Source organism: Marinibacterium sp. SX1 (assembly GCF_050389775.1).
Classification (GTDB): domain Bacteria; phylum Pseudomonadota; class Alphaproteobacteria; order Rhodobacterales; family Rhodobacteraceae; genus Marinibacterium.
This window is the reverse complement of the sequence record NZ_CP177144.1, coordinates 3,771,325-3,786,323: the sequence shown is the minus strand read 5'-3', so window position 1 is coordinate 3,786,323 and position 14,999 is coordinate 3,771,325. Positions and strand designations below refer to the sequence as shown.

Here is a 14,999-nt window from a genome sequence, read left to right as displayed (position 1 = left end):
CCATGTCTGATCTTGCTGAACCCAAGACGCGCCAGGAACAGGAAGTGGTGGCCTTTCGGGTCGCTGAACAGGACTTCTGTTTCGACATCATGTCGGTCCGTGAAATTCGTGGCTGGACGGCGACAACGGTTCTTCCGCACGCGCAATCCTACGTGAAAGGCGTGATCAATCTGCGCGGTTCGGTTGTGCCTGTCGTGGATCTGTCCGCGCGGCTTGGTCTGGGTGTGACCGACCCGGGACCACGCCACGTGATCATCATTACCGTCGTTCAGTCGCAAACCATCGGCATCTTGGCCGAGGTTGTTTCGGACATCATCACTGTGCAGGAGGAAGACATCCAGCCGGTGCCCGACATCGTGGCGGACACAGTGAAGTCTTTCATATCCGGCGTTGTCATTGTCAACGGCGAAATGATCCGCAAGCTCGACCTGTCGCGCGTGCTTCCGGCTGCATCGGTCGAGATCTGATGTCCATTGGTCGCCATATGACCTCGGGGCTTTCCGCGATGGATGCCGGAATTGATGACGTCGCTTTCGCACGGCTGGCTGCCATCCTGCATTCGGAATGTGGGATCGTGCTGTCCGACAGCAAGAAAAGTCTTGCTGTTTCGCGTCTTTCAAAGCGTTTGCGGCAGGTCGGGGCTTCGGACTTCACCCAGTACTGCGACTTGCTTGAAAGCAGGTCGGGCGAGGCTGAACGGAAGGAAATGGTCTGCTTGCTGACAACCAACGTCACCAATTTCTTCCGTGAGGCGCATCACTTCCAAAGATTGAGCGAGGATGTACTTCCGACGTTGCTGGATAGGGCTCGCAAGGGCGAACGGGTTCGGATGTGGTCGGCTGGGTGTTCAAGCGGTCAGGAGCCATATTCTATCGCGATGACCGTTCTGGATGCATTGCCGGATGCTGGGTGCCTCGATCTGCGCATCCTGGCGACCGATATCGACAGCCGGATGATCAGCACGGGCAAGAGCGGGATCTATCGAGACTTGGAGAAAGCTCAGGTCACGGAAGCTCAGAGGCGCTCCTATTTCAACAAGGATGCGGATGGTACCGGCAACTGGCAAGCCCGCGACCATCTTCGGGACCTGATCACCTTCGCGGAGCTCAACCTGATTGGCGATTGGCCGATGAAAGGGCCGTTTGATGTCATCTTCTGCAGAAACGTCGTGATCTATTTCGACGCTGATACTCAAGCCAGGTTGTGGTCCCGGTTTGCCAAGCTATTGGCGCCGGATGGCACTTTGTTCGTGGGCCATTCCGAACGCGTCTCAGGACCCGCCGCATCGCAGCTGAAATTGGTCGGCACCACGCAATACAAAAAGATCTGATCAGAAATCAGAGAGAGTGAACCGAGGACCCCATGGGCATCAAAGACAAACTTCACGTCATGGTCGTCGACGACATGTCGGTCAGCCGCGGCCTCATTCTCCAGGCGTTGGACTGGATGGGCATTCAACATGTCGACTACTGCGTCGACGGTGAATCGGCATTGCGCAAGCTGGCTGCGCGCCCGGTGCACCTGGTCATCTCCGACTACAACATGCCCGGGATGGATGGTCTTGGCCTGCTTGAAGGTCTGCGAAAGGGGCGTACGACCCAAAGGATCGGCTTCATCCTGATCACCGGATCGACGGATTCCGGGTTGATGGAGCGTGGCAACAAGCTGGGCATGAACAACTACATCAAGAAGCCTTTTTCACCGGAAGCGCTGAAAGCCTGCATCGAACGCGTCGTTGGACGGCTTTGAGACCAGCCCAGGAGAAACGAACATGACCAAGATCCCGCTGGACGTCGCCTTGCGCAACATTTCCAACGAATTGGCACGTTTGTCGGCGATTGCCGCGAACGTTGATGAGGCTATGGGCGATGTGATCGTCAAGATCGGCGATGGAGACACGGAACATCAGGCCGCGCTGCAGGACGTGGATTTGTTGCGCCAATCTCTGGATTGCCTCGTTGTTCTGATGGGAAACCTGGCTGATCAGCAGGATGTGTCTACAGGCGTCTTGCCAGCACATGTTGGCGAAGGGGTTTATCTTCGTGATCTTCGTGATGCCTGCCTGACCTTCTACAAGGCAGGATGAACATCAATGAGCGTATCAAGCCAAGGGCAGGGATTGGTGCGATAGATCTGTCTCAGCAGTGTGGCACGCGGCTGCGGAGCGGACCTACTGTGACGGACACGCCGGGCTCGCGAAGGACCGTCAGTTCAAATTCAACGCTGTGCAACGCCTTCGTAGTACTTGGTCAGCTTGTCTGAACTTCCTTCGTCATCTGACAGAACGGCGAGGCCAATCCAATTCGCCGTTTGCATCACCCGAGTAGGAGAAGCCACATCCAGACGGTGAACAGCGAGGTGCCCGTGGCCAGCAGAACCGAAGACGCAGCCACCCGTTTTGCCCGGCCGTAGATGTTCGCGAAGATGTACGCGTTGAACCCGGGCGCCATGGCGGCATTCAGGACGGCCGAGCGGAACAGGTCTTCCTTGAGCGAGGTGATCGAGCCGAAGATCCAGACAAGAGCGGGATGCAAGAGGAGGGAAACAGAGCAGACAAAGGCAATGGTACGCAGATCGCCCTCGGGCTTGTACTGGACAAGAACGCCGCCCAAGGCAAAGAGCGCCCCGGGCAGGGCCGCACGGATGATCAGGCCAAGAGCGTCTTCGGCCACTACGGGCAATTTGATGCCGGAAAAGTTCACAAGGAAGCCAAGGAGGATCGCAACGATCAAGGCGTTCTTGAACATTGCCGTCAGGATCGATCGGGCGAAAGCGGGGCCCGGCTTGCCGCTGTTGCGGATGACCTCCATCGCCGTGATGCCGATCGCATAGCAGAAGGGCGCGTGGAAGGCGATGATGGCGTAATTGCCGGTCAGGGCGTCGGGGCCATAGGCCCTTTCCGTAATCGGCAGGCCAAGAAGAACCGAGTTTGAAAAGAGGCAGCAGAACCCGATGGCAACAGCGTCTTCCCATTCGCGTTTGAAGATGAACCGGGCTCCGGTGAGGCCGACGAGGAAACACAAGGCGGCGGCGGTGTAGAAACTGCCCAGAAGGCGGGGGTCAAAGCTGGCGGCGAGATCGATATGAGCGATGGCATTGAACAGAAGGCAAGGCACCGCGAAGCCCTGGGTGAACCGCAGCACGCCGTCGATATGCGTCTGGTTCATGTACCCGACGCGCGTCAGCAGGTAGCCCGAGCCGATCACGAGGAAGACCGGCAGGATGACTTCTATCAATGTCTGGAGCATGGATGCTCGAATTCTGGTTGGCCGTCAGCCATGGACGGGCAGGCTGAGAACAAGGCCGTCATGGGCCGGGGTGACATGCTCCGGCGTCTCGGCTTCGACGGCGGCGTAATCCATGTCCACGTGGAGGTTGGTCAGGATGGCCCGCGCCGGGGCGGCACGTTCGATCCAGCCGAGCGTCATCGCCAGGTGGGCATGTGTCGGATGGGGATCGCGGCGCAGGGCGTCGACGATCCAGACATCCAGGTCGTCGAGGAAGGGCCAGGCCGCATCGTAGATCTCGACCACGTCAGGCAGGTAGGCCAGGCCACCGATACGGAACCCCAGCGCTTCGATCGAGCCATGGCCGACACGGAACGGCTGGAACGGGATCGGCCCGCCGGGACCGTCGATGTCGAAAGGCCCGTTGATCGTGTTGAGGTCGAGGATCGGCGGATAGGGCGAGCCCGCGGGTTGGGCAAAGGCATAGCCGAAGCGCGACAAGAGGTCGTTCTGGGTGGCGCCATCGGCCCAGACGGGCAGGCGCGCGCGCATGTTGAAGACGATCATGCGCAGATCGTCGATGCCATGCACATGGTCGGCATGGGCATGGGTATAGACCACTGCATCCAGCCGGCCGGTCCCGGTGTCCAGCAACTGGCTGCGCAGGTCGGGCGAAGTATCGACGAGCACGCTGGTCGTGCCGCCCGGCCCATCGCGTTCGACCAGCAGCGAACAGCGGCGCCGCGCGTTGCGCGGGTTGCCCGGATCACATTCGCCCCAGATCCCGCCCAGGCGGGGCACGCCGCCCGAAGAGCCGCAGCCAAGGATCGTGAAGCGGAATTGATCCATCAGGCGGCCGCCCTGAAATCTGCGGCCTTGGCAAAGAGGCGCTCGAAATTGGCTTCGAGCTGGGCGGCGAAGTCGTGGTAATCCATGCCGAATACCTCGGCGCCCTTTCGTGCGGTCAGGGCCGAATAGGCCGGTTCATTGCGTTTGCCGCGATGCGGGGGCGGGGCGAGATAGGGCGCGTCGGTCTCGACAAGGATGCGATCGACCGGGGCGGCGGCAAAGATGTCGCGCAGTTCCTGGCTCTTGGGGAAGGCCGCGATGCCGGACATCGACAGGTAGAAACCCAGGTCGAGCGCGGCCCGGGCCAGATCGGCACCCGAGGAAAAGCAATGCATCACGCAGGTATAGGCGCCGGCGCGATATTCCTCGGCCAGGATGCGGGCCATGTCATCATCGGCGGCGCGCGAATGGATGATCAGCGGCAGGCCGGTCTCGCGGGCGGCCGCGATATGGATGCGCAGGGATTGCTGCTGCACCTCGGCGCTTTCGGCGGTGTAATGGTAATCCAGCCCGGTTTCCCCGATGCCCACGAACTTGGGGTGACGGGCCAGGGCGATCAACTCGTCGACACGGGCCAGCGGCTCTTCGGCGGCGGACATCGGGTGGGTGCCGGCGGCGTAGAAGACGGGCGCGTGGGCCTCGGCCAGGGCGCGCACCTTCGGTTCGTTCTTCAGCCGCGTGCAGATCGTGACCATGCGATGCACGCCCGCCTCGCGCGCGCGGGACAGGATCTGCGGCAGGTCTTCATCGAAATCCGGAAAATCGAGATGGCAATGGCTGTCGGTGATCACAGGCGCGTCGGTCATGGGAAAGCTCGTGGGGCGGGCTCAGCCCGCGGCAGTGTCTTGAATCTTGAAGACGGTATCCAGCACCAGCGCGGCGGGGTCAAGGTTGACCGCCTGTCCGTGCCGGCTGCGGGCGCTGACGGTTGCGGCCAATGCCGCCCAGGCGCGCGCTTTGTGCGGATCGGGCGCAAGGCGGCCCAGCACCTGCGCCTCGCCGCGCGCCGCTTCGGGCGCGGGGGGCTGCCCGGTCGCCCCGGTTCGGGCCAGCCGGGTCAGCAGGATGTCGATGAGGGTCAGCAACTGGTCGAAACTGTCGGCCGCGCCGCGCCCCGAGGCGCTTTCGGCCAGGGCCAGCGCGGCCTGGCGGTCAAGTCGGGGCAGGGTGCCCAGCAAGGCGACCAGCCGGCCATATTGACCCAGCCCGTCGAGCGCGAGCAGGCGCAGGGCGGCCCCGACCGACCCGGCGGCCAGGGCAGAAAGCGCGGCTGTATCCTCGGGCAGTTCGGCGCCCGCCTGTTCCAGCGCCTGTGTCATCTGCGGCGGCGACAGCGGGGTCAGGCGCAGGGTGCGGCAGCGCGAGCGGATCGTGGGCAAAAGCCGGGTGGGCTGATGGGCGATCAGCAGGATCGTGGTGCGCGCGGGCGGCTCTTCGAGCATCTTCAGCAGCGCATTGGCCGCCGAGACGTTCATTTCGTCGGCCGCATCGACAATGACCACGCGCCGCCCGCCATCGGCAGCGGACAGGCCGAAGAACCGTGTCAGCTTGCGGATGTCGTCGACGACGATCTGGTCGCGCAGGCGCCCCTGGTCATTTGCGCTGCGCGTGACACAGGCCAGCCCGGGATCGGCCCCGGCCAGCATCCGCCGCGCAACGGGATGATCGGCATCGATGTCGAGGCTTGCCGGCGGCGGCGGCGCGCCGAACAGCCCGTCATCCTGGACCGGCGGCGTGGCCAGCAGGAAGCGCGCGATCCGCCAGGCCAGGGTGGCCTTGCCGACACCCTCGGGCCCGGTCAGCAGCCAGCCGTGATGCATCCGCCCGGTGTTGAAGGCCGACAGGAAATCCTGTTCGGCCCGCTCCTGGCCGAACAATTGCGCGGTTTCGCGCGGGTGGGGCGCGCCCGGGGCCTGGTCGGGCGCGGGCAGGTCGTCGTCGCTCATGTCAGGTCCGAGGCCAGCTCCGGTGCGATCAGGTGGCGAATGTCGGCGGCGACCTCGTCTTCCGCCCGGTTGCCGTCGATCACGCGGAAACGGGCGGGAAATTCGGCGGCGAGGTCCAGGAAGCCTTCGCGCATCCGGGCCTGCAGGTCCAGCCCGAAATCCTCGAACCGTTCCTCGTGGCCCTGCCGGCCCTTGGCCCGGGCCAGCCCGGTTGTCGGGTCCATGTCGATCAGCAGGGTCAGGTCGGGCTCGTCGGCGATCATCAGCTTGTGCAGGTCGTCTACGACGGGCCGCAGCTGGCCGCGCGACAGGCCCTGGTACATCCGCGTGCTGTCGGCGAAGCGGTCGCAGATCACGACCTTGCCCGCCCGCAGCGCCGGCCAGATCGTGCGTTCCATGTGGTCGCGCCGGGCGGCGGTGAACAGCAGGATCTCGGTCTCGGCCGACCAGCGGTCGGGGTCACCTTCGAGCACGAGCGACCGGATTTCCTCGGCCCCGGGCGAGCCGCCGGGTTCGCGGGTCAGCACGACCTCGCGGCCCTGGTCGCGCAGATCAGCGGCCAGGCGCCGGGCCTGGGTCGATTTGCCCGAGCCGTCGATGCCTTCGAATGTGACGAATAATCCGCGACGGTTCAGGTCGCGGCGTCCGGGCTGAGCCATTTCTTGATCAACGCATTTGCGGCCGCGGTGACACGCACGAGGAACCCGCCGGCCGGCACGTCACCATCGGCCACCAGCGGCAGGGTCATTTCGGGAAGGCCCTCGGGCCGGACGACCAGCTCGCCCAGCGGCTGGCCCTTGCGGACGGGGGCGTCGACGGGGCCGACATAGACAACTTCGCCGTCCAGCTCGCCCGATTGTAGGATCGGCAGCAGCACGTCCCAATCGGCCTCGGGCACCAGCCCGACCGACGGTTCGCGGCCCATCCAGACCTCGGCCCGGGCCACGGGCACGCCCTCTTTGGCGATGGTCTTTTCGGCAAAGTGGCGGAAGGACCAGTTGACGATGGCCTCGGCCTCTTCGGCGCGGGCGCGTTCGGTATCCAGCCCGGTGATCACGAAGATCACCCGGCGATCGCCCTGGCGGGCCGAGCCGACCAGCCCGTAGCCCGCTTCCTGGGTGTGGCCGGTCTTGAGCCCGTCGGCGCCGATCTGCAGCGACAGCAGCGGGTTTCGGTTGCGCACGTTCTGCGGCGCGCGGCCGTCAAAGGCAAATTCGGTTTCGGCGAACATCGGGTAGAATTCGGGGAAATCCTCGATGATGTGCTGGGCCAGGATCGCCAGGTCCTTGACCGACATCATGTGGCCGGCCTGGGGCCAGCCGTTGGAATTCATGAAGGTCGAGCTTTCCATGCCCAGCTGGCGCGCCCGGGTGGTCATGAACCGGGCAAAGCCTGCCTCGGTCCCATCGGGGCTGAGCGCCTCGGCCAGCACGACGCAGGCATCGTTGCCCGACAGCACGATGATCCCGCGAAGCAGGTCCTCGACACGCACCCGGTCGGTGGTGTCCAGGAACATGGTCGAGCCCTTGTAGCTCATGGCATGCGAGGAAACGGGCAGGCGTTCGTCGAGCGACAGGCGACCGTCACGGATGGCTTCGAAGGCCACGTAAAGCGTCATCAGCTTGGACATCGACGCCGGCGGCAGCGGTTCGCTGGCGTTCTTGGACAAGAGCACGGTCCCGGTGGTCTGGTCCAGCACATAGGCCGCGCGGGCGGATGTGTCGAAGGCCAGGGCGGGCAGGGCGGCCAGACAGGACAGGCAGAAAGCCAGAACCGTGAGAAGACGCAAGGCGAGGTCCTTTCGTTACTTGGTCACGGCATAGGCATCCGTGAACCCGGTGTTCTTGATCTGCTTCAGCAGCGCCGTTTGCTCGGACCGGGTGTTGGACGGGCCGATCACGACTCGCCAGAAGGTTTTGCCGTTCGCTTCCTGTTTGTAAACCGTGGGCACCATGCCATCGGTGCGCATCATGTCGGCGGCACGATTGGCATTGGCCTCAACAGAGAAGATGCCGATCTGGATATAGGGTTTGGCCAGCTTCGAAGCGGAAGATGTTGTGGTCGCTGGGGCAGCAGCCGCGGTCTTGATCACGGTTTCGGGGGTTTGCGACTGGGGCGCGATCGTGGGCGTGTCTTCGCTCGCGTCGATTGCGGCCTGGGCTCCGGCCACCGGGGCCAGGGCGGTTTCCTCGACATCGGCGGCGGCGTTCAGCTCGGGCTCGGCGGGCGTGGCGGGATCGGCCGGCCCCTCTTCGCGGCGCAGGGCGGTGACGTTCAGGTCGACCGGCGCGCCGGCCAGCATGCCCAGGGCGGCGGCTGCATCCGACGAGGCCTGCAGGCGCGGGCCGGGGATGTCGCGTTCGCGGCGGAACAGCGCACCGATGACGAACTTGCCGTTGGCCGTGTTGCGGATGATCACCCGTTCCGGTTCCTCGACATCCGGATGCGCGACCCAGACCCCGCCCAGCGACGGCCGCCCGTCCCAGAGCCCGGCCTCGGTGACGTCAAAGACCTCGGGGGCCTCGACATCGCGTTCGACCAGCTTGGTTTCCGATACGGTGTCCTCGCCCGCGCCGGCCTTGGCCGGGTCGGTGAGGCGGTTGAGGCTCGGGAATTCCGAGCAACCGGCGAGGCCCAGACCGGCCGCGCCCAGAACGAGAACGCGAACCACGCCCGCGGTTTTGGTGGTGAATGTCATCATGTCTGCCCTTGCCCGTGTCGGCGCGGATGCGCTCTGCCCTTCCGCCCGGATCGTATCGCCCGGGTCGGATGTTTGCGGTCAAGGATACATGTGATGGGCCGGTCTGAAAAGGCTTCAGCGAATCGGGGTGGCGTTTTTGCCGACCGGCCTGTGGCGGCCCTGCCGGTTCGGGGCGTTTTGCGGGGAAGGGGACGGGGTGCAGGAACGGCGCGCGATGCCTTGCCTGCGACGGGCTTCGGCGATAAACGGCAGGGACCGGGGAGGTGGCAGAGTGGTCGAATGCGGCGGTCTTGAAAACCGTTGGGCGTGAGAGCGTCCCCAGGGTTCGAATCCCTGTCTCCCCGCCACGCAGCCCCTGCACACCGAAAACAGGCCCCTCGCGGGGCCTTTTTTGTGGGCAAACGGGTGTGCAGAGACCATCCCCGCGCCCGGTTTGATGGCGCAAACGGGTGCCGGCGTGCGACGGGCAAGCGGCCCCCAATCCGAACGCCACGAAATTTTCACAATTAGGCCCCGCGCAGCGCCCGGTTTCCGGTGTGTCTTGGCCGCAGGGTCAGAATGTCCCGGTATCCACCAGAAAAACCGCAATCGGAGCCAGCTTGTCTCCCGTCGTGACATTCATCATGGCCGCTGCCGCCTTGTCCCTGTTGTCCGCCACCACGCCCGCCCGGGCCGCGCCGCAGATCCGCCTGGTCTGTCCCGGCGGTCCCGAGGCCTTCTTCTGCCAGCCGCTCGCGGCGGCGTTGCGGGCCCGGTACGGGGCGGTCATCGTCTCGGACAGCCCGGGGAATGGCGTGTTCTCGGTGCACTTCGTGACCGAGGCGCGGGCCCATGGCACCCAGTCCGAGCCCCAGTCGGGGATCAAGTCTGGGCCTCAGTCCGGGCCCCTGGTCGGGCATCTGTCCGGCCATCTGGCCTGGCGCCGCGCCGATGGCGTGGCCGGGACGGGCCCGACGCTGACCCTGTCGGTGTCGGACGCCGGTTTGAATGACGCGATCCTCGGCCGCTTCGCCGACGACCTGCTGCGCTTCACCAAGCTCCCACTCTGAGCGATCCCCCGGCTTCAAGGAAAATCCCCATGTGCACCATGTGCCAAGCGCTCGATCCGAGCCTGACCGTCTATGATCCCCATGTCGACCCGCTGACCGATGGCGGTGTCGAAGGGACCGTCCCGGCGACCCTGAGTTATTCCATGGACGAGATCGCCGGCTACCTGACCGACGATTTCGTGGCCGGAGAGGACCAGCAGGCCTGGACCTTCGACGTGCCGGCGGATGGCGTGGTCACGGTCAATCTCGACGGGCTGGACGCCGCCGACCGGGCCGCCGTGCTCGAGGCGCTGGACGACTGGGCGGCCGAGACCGGGCTGAGCTTTGTCGAAGCGCCCGAGGCGATGATCACCTTCGACGAGACCGAAACCGGAGGCTACACCATCGCCTGGCAGCCCGATGCCGGGATCGCCGGGCCAGAGGCCATGACCGGTGTCGCAGCGGGCGGGGCGACCATGCCCGTCGGAGCGACCGCCGCGTCCAAACCGGTCTATTCGGTCGACCAGATCGCCGATTACCTGGCCGACGGGTTCTGGGCCGACAACGGCATGCAGGCCCGGTCGTTCAACGTGCAGGCCGGGGGCACGATCACCGTCAATATCAACGGGCTGGACGCCCTGGGCAAGGCCACGGCCCTGCAGGCGCTGGAGGCCTGGACGGCGGTGACCGGGCTGACCTTCACCCAGTCGTCGAGCGCCATGATCACCTTCGACGACAACCAGGCCGGGGCCTACAATTCCTCGTCGACCTCGGGCACGACGATCATCGCGTCGAATGTCAACGTGCATACCTCGTGGCAGGGTTACGGCGATTATTACCTGCAGACCTACATCCACGAGATCGGCCATGCCCTGGGGCTGGGTCATGGCGGGCTCTACAACGGGTCGGCCGATTACAACAGCCAGGCGCATTACGCCAATGACAGCTGGCAGATGTCGGTGATGTCCTATTTCTCGAACAACGAGAATCCCAATGTCTCGGCCAGCTTTGCCTACCTGGCCACGGCCCAGATGGCCGATATCGTGGCGATCCAGAGCCTTTACGGCACGCCGACCGACATCGAGACGGGCAACAGCATCTATGGCGACAACACCAACCTGACCCAGTACGGCATGGGGCTGGACACCGGCAAGGCGGTGACGATCTTCGACAGCGGCGGCATCGACATGATCGACCTGGGCAGCCGCTGGCAGAACCAGCGCATCGACCTGCAGGCCGAGGCCTTCTCGGACATGAACGGCAAGACCGGCAACCTGGCCATTGCCCGGGGCGCGCTGATCGAGAACCTGCGCACCGGTTCGGGGGTCGACCACATCACCGGCAACACGGCCGACAACACCCTGGAAAGCGGGGCCGGCGATGACACGATCCTGGGCCAGGGCGGCAACGACATCCTGGTCGGCGGGGCCGGGGCCGACACGCTGACCGGTGGCACCGGGGGGGATGTCTTTGTCTATGGCGCGGCCAACGAGGCCGGCGACACGATCACCGATTTCAGCCTGTCGCAGGGCGACCGCATCGACCTGTCGGGCCTGTTTGCCGCCCTGGGCTATGACGGCGGCGATCCGGTGGGCGATGGCATGGTCTGGCTGGCCGCCGCAACCGGCGGGTCCTGGCTGATGGTCAACGGCGGCGGGCTGGGCGCCCTGGCCATGGCCTTTCTGACCGGCATCGCGTCCACCGCCAGCGTGGCCGACATCATCGATGTCGACAGCGTGCCGGTCGGCCCCGATCCCGATGCCTATGACACGGTGATCACCCTGACCAACGCCTTTGTCCAGAACTGGACCGAAGAGGCCAGCATCATCCGCGACACCAACGGCGGCAACGACACGCTGGACCTCAGCGCGGTGACCTATGGCAGCCGGATCTACCTGGACGGCACGCCGGGCAAGGTCGGCAGCAAGGCGCTGACGATCGAGGCGGGGTCCGACATCGAGAACCTGCTGCTCGGCTCGGGGTCGGATTACGGCTATGGCAGCGACCTGAACAACGAGATCGATGGCGGCAAGGGCAATGATTACCTCTATGGCCGGGCGGGCGACGACCTGCTGATCGGCGGGCTGGGCAATGACAAGCTGTACGGCGATGCCGGCGACGACGTGATCACCGGCGATACCGGCAACGATTACCTCTATGGCGGCGATGGCGGCGACGACCTGTCCGGCGGCGATGGCAACGACCGGATCTATGGCGAGGGCGACGACGATGTCATCCGCTCGGGCGCTGGCAACGATTACCTCTATGGTGGCGATGGCGGCGACGACCTGACCGCCGGCGAGGGCAACGACCGGCTCTACGGCGACGAGGGCGACGACCTGCTGCGCGGCGATGACGGCAGCGATTACCTCTACGGCGGCGACGGCGATGACGACCTGGACGGCGGCGAGGGCAATGACAAAGTCTATGGCGATGCCGGCGATGACGTGATCACCGGCGGGGGCGGCAACGATTACCTCTATGGCCACGACGGCGACGACGCCCTGACCGGTGGCGACGGCAATGACCGGATATATGGCGATGACGGCAGCGACACGATGGATGGCGGGGCCGGCAACGACACGATCTACGGCGGGCTGGGCAATGACGTGATCGACGCCGGGGACGGGACCGACAAGCTCTACGGCCACGAAGGCGACGACGAGCTGGCCGGCGGAGCGGGCAATGACACGCTCTATGGCCATGACGGCGACGACACGATGAGCGGCGGGGCCGATGCCGACAAGCTCTACGGCGGGGCGGGCAACGACGTGATGACTGCCGGCGACGGCAAGGATTACCTCAAGGGCGAGGACGGCGACGACCGGCTGGACGGCGGCGAGGGGGTCGACAAGCTCTATGGCGGCGATGGCGACGATTATCTCGACGCGGGCGACGGCAACGACATGCTCTATGGCGACAATGGCGATGACGTGATCCACGGCGGCGCCGGCGACGACAAGATCTATGGCAAGTACGACCACGACACGATGTATGGCGGCGACGGGCTGGATTACATCAAGGGCGACAAGGGAGACGATTACGCCGACGGCGGTGCGGGCAACGACAAGATCTACGGCGACAACGGCTTTGACGAGCTGCACGGCGGCGACGGCGACGATTACATCAAGGCCGGCAACGACGCCGATTACGTCACCGGCGGCGCGGGGATCGACAAGATCTATGGCGACAACGGCGACGACACGGTGTTTGGCGGCGATGGCGACGATTACATCAAGCTGGGCAACGATGACGATTACGCCGAAGGCGGCACGGGCAACGACACGATCTACGGCGATGGCGGGCTGGACCAGCTGTTCGGCGGCGATGGTGACGATTACCTCAAGGCCGGCAACGACGCCGACCATGTCGAAGGCGGCGACGGGATCGACACGATCTTCGGCGACAATGGCGACGACACCATCCTTGGCGGCGCAGGCGCCGACATCATCAACGGCGGCGGCGGCAACGACGTGATTACCGGCGGCGCCGGGGCCGACGAGATCAAGGGGGGCAGCGGGGCGGATGTCTTTGTCTTCACCGCGCTGGACGAGGGCGGCGACTACCTCTCCGATTTCAAGCTGACCGACGACGACAGGATCTCGGTCTCGGGCCTGCTGGGCGGGGGCAGCGTGGCGGATGCGCTGGCCGACGAGCTGTTCGCCCTGGTGGCCGACGGCAAGAATTCGATGCTGACCTTCGACACCGGCGCCGGGATTGTCGATCTGGCCTATATCAAGAACCTGTCGGCCGACACCGTGCTCAGCGAGGACTGGCTGATCTGACGCCGCATCGGGGCGCAATCGAAAGGGCCGGGGGCAGGGCAGCCGCCGGCCCCTTTGCCTGCCCGGCAGGGCGCGCCGCACGGGCCGGTCGTGTCTGTGGGCGAGCAATCGCACTTTGACCGGCAGGGAGACCAGGCCGCCCTGGCCGTAATGGAAACCGTCCCGGGTTCCCCTGTGCCGGCGGACCAACGCCGGCCCTTCGGCCTGACCGGTCGCGGGCGGCGAGGGGGCATTCGCCTGTCCGGCCGTGGGCTCATGCCGCCCTTCCGCCTGTTCGCACGGGGGCGCCGCCGGATGGCCGGCGGCCCGACTGGGGCGCGGGCCGGGCAGGGGCCTGATCGTATGTCCCCTGACATGAACCCTAATATCCGGTTCCTTCGATCCGTGCCCACCGGATCCTCCGCCTCATTTACCGCGCGGCCGTTGGCGGCGAAGCTGGAGCCAGAGACGGACGCATTGACAGGTGGCGGGCGCGACAGACGGGCCGCCACGGTTCGGCAACCTGCCGGGCAAGACCGCGTCTTACCATTTTGTCTCGTGGGATTGGCATTTTGCGCGGGCCGGCCACCGCGCCCCGGGTGCGCCCGGGTCGCGGCGGCCGGCCACGGTAGACGGTTCGATGTTTTCAGATTTCATCCTTGCCAGCATGACCCAGGCGACCTTCGTGGAAACCACCCTTGTCGGTGGCGTCGGCGGGTTGGCGATCCTGGCCAATGCCGGGGCCGACAGCGACGAGAAGAGCTATACTGCGGTTGACGCGGTGGCGGTCGATGGCACGGATTTTGCCGTTCCGGTCTTTGAAACGGGTCTGGTCGACGAGGTGTCGACCGGATCCGGCCCGGACAGCCGCCGGGAAAGCCGCGCCCGGCGGCATCGCATGGGCGGTGTCACCTGGCTGGACGCCATCAGCCGCCTGCGCCTGACCGCCCAGATGGCCGCGCTGGCCGGGCCGGTCGTGTCGGTGGGCGAGCAATCGCTCTTTGACCGGCTCGGAGACCAGGCCGACCTGGCCGCGCTGGAAACCGCCTTGGGCGCCCTTGTGCCGCCCGACCAGGCCGCGGCGGTTCTGGATCGGCTGGGGATCGCATCCATCGGCGATTACCGCAGCGGGCGCCACCGGATTGCCGATATCTCGGCCGGGCCGCTGGCCGCAACAACCACGGCCGAGATCGTGCCGGTCGATCTGCTGGTCTCGGTCTTCGAGGGCGATACCTGGTGCGAGCACCTCAGGACCGCGGCGCGCACCCGGGCCGTCATGCGCCGCGAAGCCGCCCTGGACCCCACCGTCTCGGGGCGCCGGCGCGACGTTGTCGCCGCGCACCTAGCCGTTCTGCCCGACAGCATTCTGGTCGCAAGCCCGCTGCCCGGCCACGACGTGGCCGCCAGCCGTACCGCCCTGGCGGCCCTGTTCTGGTCGGCCGGATACCTCGTTCATTTCGAACCCGACCCCTGACCGGCCCGTC

At 65.5% G+C, this 14,999-nt stretch carries 14 protein-coding genes and 1 tRNA gene; 8 read left to right on the top strand and 7 right to left on the bottom strand.

Annotated elements, in window-relative coordinates:
• The first annotated feature begins 2 nt into the window (after window positions 1-2).
• The 4 genes from ACK3BB_RS17070 to ACK3BB_RS17055 are packed head-to-tail and all read left to right on the top strand — an operon-like array spanning window position 3 to window position 2,086.
• Window positions 3-467, top strand: coding sequence for a chemotaxis protein CheW (locus ACK3BB_RS17070; RefSeq protein WP_428925843.1), 465 nt, complete (start codon window positions 3-5; stop codon window positions 465-467).
• The gene (locus ACK3BB_RS17065; protein WP_428925842.1) at window positions 467-1,330 is read left to right on the top strand and encodes a CheR family methyltransferase; all 864 of its coding nucleotides are present in this window, start codon (window positions 467-469) and stop codon (window positions 1,328-1,330) included. The genes ACK3BB_RS17070 and ACK3BB_RS17065 overlap by 1 nt, the downstream gene beginning before the upstream one ends.
• 32 nt (window positions 1,331-1,362) lie before the next feature.
• Entirely contained in the window at window positions 1,363-1,749 is a 387-nt protein-coding gene (locus ACK3BB_RS17060; RefSeq protein ID WP_428925841.1) for a response regulator, read from the top strand.
• Window positions 1,750-1,771: 22 nt separating this feature from the next.
• Complete coding sequence (locus ACK3BB_RS17055) at window positions 1,772-2,086, top strand: hypothetical protein (protein ID WP_428925840.1); 315 nt, start codon at window positions 1,772-1,774, stop codon at window positions 2,084-2,086.
• Between the two features lie 229 nt (window positions 2,087-2,315).
• On the opposite strand, the gene ACK3BB_RS17050 is transcribed toward ACK3BB_RS17055, so the two are convergent.
• The 7 genes from ACK3BB_RS17050 to ACK3BB_RS17020 are packed head-to-tail and all read right to left on the bottom strand — an operon-like array spanning window position 2,316 to window position 8,723.
• Complete coding sequence (locus ACK3BB_RS17050; RefSeq protein ID WP_428925839.1) at window positions 2,316-3,248, bottom strand: AEC family transporter; 933 nt, start codon at window positions 3,246-3,248, stop codon at window positions 2,316-2,318.
• A 24-nt stretch (window positions 3,249-3,272) separates the two neighbouring features.
• Window positions 3,273-4,076, bottom strand: coding sequence for an MBL fold metallo-hydrolase (locus tag ACK3BB_RS17045; protein ID WP_428925838.1), 804 nt, complete (start codon window positions 4,074-4,076; stop codon window positions 3,273-3,275).
• Complete coding sequence (locus tag ACK3BB_RS17040; protein ID WP_428925837.1) at window positions 4,076-4,882, bottom strand: TatD family hydrolase; 807 nt, start codon at window positions 4,880-4,882, stop codon at window positions 4,076-4,078. The genes ACK3BB_RS17045 and ACK3BB_RS17040 overlap by 1 nt, the downstream gene beginning before the upstream one ends.
• A gap of 21 nt (window positions 4,883-4,903) precedes the next feature.
• Window positions 4,904-6,022, bottom strand: a complete 1,119-nt coding sequence (locus ACK3BB_RS17035; RefSeq protein ID WP_428925836.1) for a DNA polymerase III subunit delta' — start codon at window positions 6,020-6,022, stop codon at window positions 4,904-4,906.
• Window positions 6,019-6,681 carry a dTMP kinase gene (tmk, locus tag ACK3BB_RS17030; protein WP_428925835.1) on the bottom strand — a complete coding sequence of 221 codons (663 nt, stop codon included), beginning with the start codon at window positions 6,679-6,681 and terminating at the stop codon, window positions 6,019-6,021. Before tmk ends, ACK3BB_RS17035 begins: the two co-directional genes overlap by 4 nt.
• The gene (locus ACK3BB_RS17025; protein WP_428925834.1) at window positions 6,654-7,811 is read right to left on the bottom strand and encodes a D-alanyl-D-alanine carboxypeptidase family protein; all 1,158 of its coding nucleotides are present in this window, start codon (window positions 7,809-7,811) and stop codon (window positions 6,654-6,656) included. Before ACK3BB_RS17025 ends, tmk begins: the two co-directional genes overlap by 28 nt.
• A 15-nt stretch (window positions 7,812-7,826) precedes the next feature.
• Window positions 7,827-8,723, bottom strand: a complete 897-nt coding sequence (locus ACK3BB_RS17020) for an SPOR domain-containing protein (protein ID WP_428925833.1) — start codon at window positions 8,721-8,723, stop codon at window positions 7,827-7,829.
• Between the two features lie 257 nt (window positions 8,724-8,980).
• On the opposite strand from ACK3BB_RS17020, the gene ACK3BB_RS17015 reads away from it, so the two are divergent.
• The 4 genes from ACK3BB_RS17015 to ACK3BB_RS17000 all read left to right on the top strand — a co-directional run bounded on the left by ACK3BB_RS17015 (window position 8,981) and on the right by ACK3BB_RS17000 (window position 14,989).
• Window positions 8,981-9,070 (top strand) — tRNA-Ser (locus ACK3BB_RS17015).
• Window positions 9,071-9,346: 276 nt separating this feature from the next.
• A complete protein-coding gene (locus ACK3BB_RS17010) occupies window positions 9,347-9,772 on the top strand; it encodes a hypothetical protein (protein WP_428925832.1) in 426 nt (141 codons plus the stop codon).
• Between the two features lie 29 nt (window positions 9,773-9,801).
• Window positions 9,802-13,536: a M10 family metallopeptidase C-terminal domain-containing protein gene (locus tag ACK3BB_RS17005; protein WP_428925831.1), complete on the top strand. Its 3,735-nt coding sequence runs from the start codon at window positions 9,802-9,804 to the stop codon at window positions 13,534-13,536.
• Between the two features lie 619 nt (window positions 13,537-14,155).
• On the top strand, window positions 14,156-14,989 hold the full coding sequence (locus tag ACK3BB_RS17000; protein ID WP_428925830.1) for a hypothetical protein: 834 nt from the start codon (window positions 14,156-14,158) through the stop codon (window positions 14,987-14,989).
• Window positions 14,990-14,999 lie beyond the last annotated feature (10 nt).

Coding starts and splice junctions, on each gene's coding strand:
- ACK3BB_RS17035 (WP_428925836.1), bottom strand. CDS start 6,022: ATGAGCGACGACGACCTGCCCGCGCCCGACCAGGCCCCGGGCGCGCCC.
- tmk (WP_428925835.1), bottom strand. CDS start 6,681: ATGGCTCAGCCCGGACGCCGCGACCTGAACCGTCGCGGATTATTCGTC.
- ACK3BB_RS17020 (WP_428925833.1), bottom strand. CDS start 8,723: ATGATGACATTCACCACCAAAACCGCGGGCGTGGTTCGCGTTCTCGTT.
- ACK3BB_RS17065 (WP_428925842.1), top strand. CDS start 467: ATGTCCATTGGTCGCCATATGACCTCGGGGCTTTCCGCGATGGATGCC.
- ACK3BB_RS17060 (WP_428925841.1), top strand. CDS start 1,363: ATGGGCATCAAAGACAAACTTCACGTCATGGTCGTCGACGACATGTCG.
- ACK3BB_RS17070 (WP_428925843.1), top strand. CDS start 3: ATGTCTGATCTTGCTGAACCCAAGACGCGCCAGGAACAGGAAGTGGTG.
- ACK3BB_RS17040 (WP_428925837.1), bottom strand. CDS start 4,882: ATGACCGACGCGCCTGTGATCACCGACAGCCATTGCCATCTCGATTTT.
- ACK3BB_RS17000 (WP_428925830.1), top strand. CDS start 14,156: ATGTTTTCAGATTTCATCCTTGCCAGCATGACCCAGGCGACCTTCGTG.
- ACK3BB_RS17010 (WP_428925832.1), top strand. CDS start 9,347: ATGGCCGCTGCCGCCTTGTCCCTGTTGTCCGCCACCACGCCCGCCCGG.
- ACK3BB_RS17055 (WP_428925840.1), top strand. CDS start 1,772: ATGACCAAGATCCCGCTGGACGTCGCCTTGCGCAACATTTCCAACGAA.
- ACK3BB_RS17050 (WP_428925839.1), bottom strand. CDS start 3,248: ATGCTCCAGACATTGATAGAAGTCATCCTGCCGGTCTTCCTCGTGATC.
- ACK3BB_RS17005 (WP_428925831.1), top strand. CDS start 9,802: ATGTGCACCATGTGCCAAGCGCTCGATCCGAGCCTGACCGTCTATGAT.
- ACK3BB_RS17045 (WP_428925838.1), bottom strand. CDS start 4,076: ATGGATCAATTCCGCTTCACGATCCTTGGCTGCGGCTCTTCGGGCGGC.